This window comes from Shewanella sp. 10N.7 (assembly GCF_020806285.1).
In the GTDB taxonomy this organism is placed as follows: Bacteria; Pseudomonadota; Gammaproteobacteria; order Enterobacterales; family Shewanellaceae; genus Shewanella; species Shewanella electrodiphila.
Genome location: NZ_JAJGZS010000005.1, coordinates 119,280 through 125,837, shown reverse-complemented (window position 1 = coordinate 125,837; position 6,558 = coordinate 119,280). Strand labels below are relative to the sequence as shown.

General features: G+C 39.0%; 3 protein-coding genes. 2 read left to right on the top strand and 1 reads right to left on the bottom strand.

Annotation, left to right across the window (positions count from 1 at the left end):
- The first annotated feature begins 1,824 nt into the window (after window positions 1–1,824).
- Both uvrB and LMH66_RS04910 read left to right on the top strand, forming a co-directional pair.
- On the top strand, window positions 1,825–3,861 hold the full coding sequence (gene uvrB, locus LMH66_RS04915; RefSeq protein WP_229368774.1) for an excinuclease ABC subunit UvrB: 2,037 nt from the start codon (window positions 1,825–1,827) through the stop codon (window positions 3,859–3,861).
- Between the two features lie 294 nt (window positions 3,862–4,155).
- Window positions 4,156–5,727, top strand: coding sequence for a BCCT family transporter (locus LMH66_RS04910; RefSeq protein WP_102527536.1), 1,572 nt, complete (start codon window positions 4,156–4,158; stop codon window positions 5,725–5,727).
- 112 nt (window positions 5,728–5,839) lie between these two features.
- On the opposite strand, the gene LMH66_RS04905 is transcribed toward LMH66_RS04910, so the two are convergent.
- Window positions 5,840–6,556: a 3'-5' exonuclease gene (locus LMH66_RS04905; protein WP_229368773.1), complete on the bottom strand. Its 717-nt coding sequence runs from the start codon at window positions 6,554–6,556 to the stop codon at window positions 5,840–5,842.
- Window positions 6,557–6,558 lie beyond the last annotated feature (2 nt).

The following is a 6,558-nucleotide window of genomic DNA, read 5'->3' as shown; positions in this document are numbered from 1 at the left end:
ACCAGTGACATACGGATTAACAGTCCGCCGTTCTACCAACTGAACTACAGGGGAATCGTTTTAGCAATGTATTGCTGAGAACGGAGCGCATAGTAAAACGCCCTGAACGATCAGTCAACTCGAGAAATAAAAAAAATTGAAAAATTGATGTTAACTGCTCATCTAATACCCATCGTGGCTTATAATTCATCATAATGAGTGTTTTTTCACAAGTAAATTGATTAGTAACGATTTAATGGCTTTACCATTTTACTTATCAACTTTAATCCTAAACAGGTTAATTGCGCGATTTAGTCAATAACAATCACTGTTTAATCCCTATGTAGGCTGATGCTTGACGCAGTTCTATACATTTACATCATTTGAATGACGCTAAATTCATTTTCTACAAAATATTTGTTTCTCTTCTGATACAAGTCTTTTTACGCGTCAATCATGCTAATCGATCATATTAGCGGCTATCGCTTATAAACAGTTTTTTCATCTATGAGCGCTTAAACCATAGATCTTTTGGCTAAGCTTAAAAACCTGCTCTTTATAAGGTTAACTCATTAAGCATCGTTATCTACGTTGGCTGCTTAACATTAGCCATCTGTATTCAGGTTACTTATATATGCTGCTAAATTTTTAGTGGGTGGTGGCTTTGATAACGGTCATATCTACGTTACGCCATTTACACGTGGGTTGATTAAATAGATTTGCACGTATTCGTCACTCCTAGTTTTTCCTAAGTACTCCTAGTTGTTTATATGTAGTGTTCTAGCCTTGGAAGGTTAATTAGTTGAGGGATAAAAAAGAGATAGTGATTTATGGATTAAAGCATTTAATGGAATCAATCAGAGCTAAGATAAAATAGGCAATGTGATGCTACTAACTATTTCATCATAAGCACATTACTGCCCAAGTTTGGTTAATGTCACTACTCGCGCATAAACAGCAAGCAATAATGTTGTTTGCGGAATTTTATGTAAAGAAAATGGCGGCCCTTGTTTTAATTTTAATGTAGATCGGCTTATTAATAATGAGATCGAATTACGAGTACGAGCAGGTCATTGCCGATACCCCGTTTCAATCAAAATGATGTATTCATGTCAGCAGACTTACAAATGTAATTTTATTTCATGTATCTTTTTTTACTGTTTTATTAATTTCTGTTTACCCTAACACCCCAGTAATATTGGGCTAGAGTGAGTTATCCACTAAATCTGTGGATAAGCCTGTGAGTTACTCTTAAAATACCCTCTGAAGCCCTTATGAGCATTGACTAGAAGTTAAATTATGCTCTGAATCAACAAATTAAAAATCATAAAACTAATCAAGGTGTTACAAAATGCAATAGATTTTTATTTGCTCGGATTATTTAGTGATGGTTAATGTAGTATATGTGTACGCGCTATTGTGTATTAAATTGCCATAGAAATGAGGTTCTTGGCGCTTTTATCGACAGTTTTAAGCTTTTGGCGCTGTTGTAGCATAATTTCATGTTTTGTTCGTCAAATTGTAATGATTGACTGATAAGCGGCTAAATCATTTGGGATCGCTTATTCATTTATCAAACCATTTTTGGTGTTTGTTTTAGATGATGGCTGTTTTAAAAGCGACAAATTATCAACTGATGATAAATGCAACTCATGTGCAAGTCATTTGCAAGTCATTTGCAAGTCATATGCAATTAGCAATCAACGTGTCCCAGACGAAAAATAGTTTTCAACTATGCAAATTCTTGTATATGCGATTGTTTGACTGGGTTTATAAAGCTTTTGGGTCGCAATGTTCGGCTGGTTCAGTATAAAATGGTTTATCATTTTTATAGGATGCTTAGACGTGAAAGAACCGGTTTTCAATCTTGTTTCAGATTACTCTCCCGCTGGTGATCAGCCTACGGCGATAAAACAGCTGGTCGATGGGCTAGAAGCCGGTGTCGCTAAGCAAACCTTATTAGGTGTAACCGGTTCAGGTAAAACATTTACCGTTGCTAATTTAATCCAGACCTTAGGTCGTCCGACAATCATTATGGCCCCCAATAAGACATTGGCTGCACAATTATATGGCGAGATGAAAGAGTTCTTTCCGAATAATGCAGTTGAATATTTTGTGTCTTATTATGATTACTATCAGCCAGAAGCCTATGTTCCAGCCTCTAATACCTTCATCGAAAAAGATGCTTCAGTTAACGCTCATATTGAGCAAATGCGCCTTTCTGCGACTAAAGCACTGCTAGAGCGTAAAGATGTGGTATTAATCGCGTCTGTGTCGGCTATCTATGGCTTGGGCGATCCTGAGCTATATATGAAGATGCTATTACATCTACGTCAAGGTGACATGATGGGGCAGCGCGACATTATTACTCGTTTAGGTGAGCTGCAATATACCCGCAATGATATCGACCTACAGCGCGGTACGTTTCGTGTTCGTGGTGAAGTAATTGATATTTTTCCTGCTGAATCAGAACGCGATGCGGTCAGAGTTGAGTTATTTGATGATGAAATTGAGCAACTCAGTGAGTTTGATCCATTAACAGGTCATGTCACTAAACGCTTAGCTCGCACTACGGTGTACCCTAAGAGCCACTATGTTACTCCTAGAGAGAAAATCATCGAAGCGACAGAGCATATAAAAGAAGAATTGCGTGAACGTCGTAAAGAGCTATTAGATAACAATAAACTGATTGAGGCTCAACGTATTTCGGAACGTGTGCAATATGATATTGAGATGATGGTCGAGTTAGGTTATTGCTCAGGTATCGAAAACTACTCTCGATATTTATCTGGACGTTCACAAGGCGATGGACCTCCAACATTATTAGATTATTTACCTGCAAATGGTTTATTAATTATTGATGAATCCCACGTTACCGTGCCTCAAATTGGCGCAATGTATAAAGGTGACCGTAGCCGTAAAACAACACTTGTTGAATATGGTTTCCGTTTACCCTCAGCATTAGACAACAGACCACTTAAATTTGAAGAGTTTGAGCAGTTAATGCCACAAACGATATTTGTATCTGCAACCCCAAGCGATTATGAGTTTGAGCAAAGTGATGGTGAAATTGCTGAACAAGTTGTTAGACCGACTGGTTTACTTGATCCAGAAATAGAAATTCGCCCCGTTGCTATTCAAGTCGATGATTTACTTTCTGAAATCCCAAAACGTGTTGCCGTTAATGAAAGGGTACTTATTACAACGTTAACCAAGCGTATGTCTGAGGATTTAACCGAATACTTGGATGAGCATGGCGTTAAGGTCCGTTATTTACATTCTGATATTGATACCGTTGAACGTGTAGAAGTGATACGAGATTTACGACTAGGTCACTTTGATGTTCTGGTTGGAATTAACTTGCTTCGCGAAGGCTTAGATATGCCAGAAGTGTCGTTAGTGTGTATTTTAGATGCAGATAAGGAAGGTTTTTTACGTTCTGAACGTTCACTTATCCAAACCATTGGCCGCGCTGCACGTAATGTTAATGGTAAAGTTATTCTGTATGCTGACAAAGTCACTAAGTCGATGGAAAAAGCGATTGGAGAAACAGAACGTCGCCGCGAAAAGCAGCATGCGCATAATTTGAAATTAGGGCAAACACCAAAAGGGGTGACGAAAAAAGTCACAGATGTGATGGACTTGGGCGATCCTCATCGTGGTAACAGTAAACACAAATACACTGCTTTTGGTAAAGTGGCTGAAAAAGAAACACAATATAAAACCGATACTAAAGTACAGAGTGTTGCTGAATTATCGCAGCAAATTGATGCACTAGAAAAGCAGATGCATCAACATGCGCGCGATCTTGAGTTTGAACAAGCTGCTGCAGTGCGTGACCAAGTGAAAAGTCTGCGGGAACAAATTATTCTTAACAGTTAGTTTATTATCGATAAACTTACAGACAATCCTGTTTGAAACAATAAAAGCTTAGCAATTATGCTAAGCTTTTTTTATCTTTTAATATCAGAATACTTTGAAGGTATTAACTTCACATTCGAAAATGAGTGTTTTTATTTTGCGGGTTGTTTCACCACTTTTGTTAAGGATGTCTAATCTTAGCTTAAAAACGAGACATTAAACGTGATTGCTTTACGGCTGCGACTGTAAAAAATCGCTTAATAGCTTAAAATATAATGACATTTTCCGAATGAAAGTTCTTCTAAACGAGGATCAATGAATACTAATAAAGATAAATACAGTATCGACAATACTGATTACACGGTCGGTCAAGATAACATTCAAAAATGGGGTTTTGATGTACATAACCCTGTTTTTGGTATCAGCGCTTCCTTAATTGGTCTGTTCATCATCGCTATCTTGTTGGTGGAACCAGAAACATCTAAATCTGTTTTAGACGGCATCAAATGGCAAATTATTGGTGCTTTCGACGGTTTATTTATGTGGTCAGCCAATATCTTCGTATTGTTTTGTTTAGCAATGATTATTTCGCCTTACGGTAAAATCCGTTTGGGCGGAGCCGAGGCCAAGACTGACTATTCTAGATTATCTTGGGTTGCTATGTTATTTGCTGCTGGTATGGGGATCGGGCTGATGTTTTGGGCCGTTGCTGAACCTGTAGCTTATTTTACGGGATGGTATGAAACGCCACTTAATGTCGCAGCCAATACTGCTGAAGCTAAAGAGCTCGCACTGGGTGCGACTATGTTCCACTGGGGACTTCACCCGTGGGCAATCTATGGTGTAGTGTCATTATCGTTAGCATTTTTTGCTTACAACAAAGGTTTACCGCTGTCGATGCGTTCAGTGTTTTATCCGATTTTAGGTGATCGCACCTGGGGTTGGCCTGGGCATGTTGTTGATATTTTGGCTGTTATCGCAACCTTGTTTGGTTTAGCTACATCTCTTGGGTTAGGGGCGCAACAAGCTGCTAGTGGTTTCCATCATGTATTTGGTATGGAAAACGGCTTAACCCTGCAAATAGCGATTATCTTTGCTGTGACCTTAATTGCAGTTGTTTCGGTAATGCGCGGTATTGATGGCGGCGTTAAAGTCATCAGTAATGTCAATATGCTGCTCGCGCTTATCTTAGTGGTATTTGTTGCTTTAGTGAGCTTTGCAGTAGCAATGGGAACAATCCCTACGACTGTTATGGGCTACATTAAGAATATCATTCCATTAAGTAATCCTATTGGTCGCGAAGACGAAGCCTGGATGCATGGTTGGACTGTATTCTATTGGGCGTGGTGGATTTCATGGTCCCCATTTGTTGGTATGTTTATCGCGCGTATTTCACGAGGTCGTACGATTCGTGAGTTTATGACTGCCGTGCTAATTGCACCGACAGTGGTAACGATATTATGGATGTCTGTATTTGGTGGCGTTGGTATTGATCAAGTGGTGAATAACATTGGTACGCTAGGTGAAAAAGGACTGACAGATGTTCCTTTAGCCATGTTCCAAATGTTTGATCAATTGCCTTTAGGCAACATCCTATCAATGCTAGCTGTCATCTTAGTGTTAATATTCTTTGTGACATCTTCGGATTCAGGTTCATTGGTTATCGACAGTATTACCTCTGGTGGTAAAGTCGATGCACCTGCACCGCAACGTGTGTTTTGGGCTTTAGTTGAAGGCGCGATTGCTGCAGCGCTAGTTTGGGTTGGTGGTACTGAGGCGATAGAAGCATTACAAGCTGGTGCAATTTCGACAGCATTACCATTTACCATCATTCTGCTGGTAATGTGTATCAGTTTAATAATGGGATTAAGAACAGAAAAGCGTTAAGTTCCTGCTCTGCTATCGACATTATGTATTGAGAATGTACATTATTAGAATAATGCAAAAGGCACCTTAATTAAGGTGCCTTTTTTATTTGATATAGCACAGCTTTACAGCGTTAAATCCACAATTTTTTTATCGGAGTTTCCGCGCTATAGTGATGATAAATCTGCGCTTGCAATAACTCAGCTGTGGCAATGGCATCTGTTAGCGCATCATGTGGTGGATAAGTAGGCAGGTTATAACGAATTCTCGTACTTCCCAATCTGATGGATTCAGGTCGCTTATGCTTAAACCAATCTAAAAAGCCTTTAGGTTTGTTTTGCTGCACTTCAGCTTCTATTTGCATGGTGTCAACGACGGGAAATACGATTCCTTCATTAATCAATGAACGCAGTGCGGCATCAAAAAAATCACGTTCTATTCGACGGTAATGCACTACAACAATTTTACCCGCAAGTTCATCTAATAATTGCTCTAAAATACGCAGTAAGTCAGGTGCCCCTTTTAAGTCAGAGTGAGTGATACCATGAATGATAATAGAGTTTTCTTGCAGTTTATCTTCAGGGGTAACAAACCAATGCTTTGCATGTCTTAGTGCGATTCGGTTCAGCGTAAATGGCACCAACCCAATACTGATGATGCTATTTTGGTCAGCATCCAACCCTGTAGTTTCAAAGTCTAGCGCAACAAACTCAATATCTTTGAGGAGTGTTTCAGCATGATATGTGCCGACATCATAAAAATTTGTTAAGCGTTTATCTTTGCTTTCTTTGGCTTTTATTTGTAAAAACGCTTCCCAGTTTAAGACTTCTTGATTGGTGATATTACGCATTG

What these genes read in the sequence shown, in the direction of transcription:
- LMH66_RS04910 (WP_102527536.1), top strand. Translation starts at nt 4,156, where the DNA reads ATGAATACTAATAAAGATAAATACAGTATCGACAATACTGATTACACG.
- LMH66_RS04905 (WP_229368773.1), bottom strand. Translation starts at nt 6,556, where the DNA reads ATGCGTAATATCACCAATCAAGAAGTCTTAAACTGGGAAGCGTTTTTA.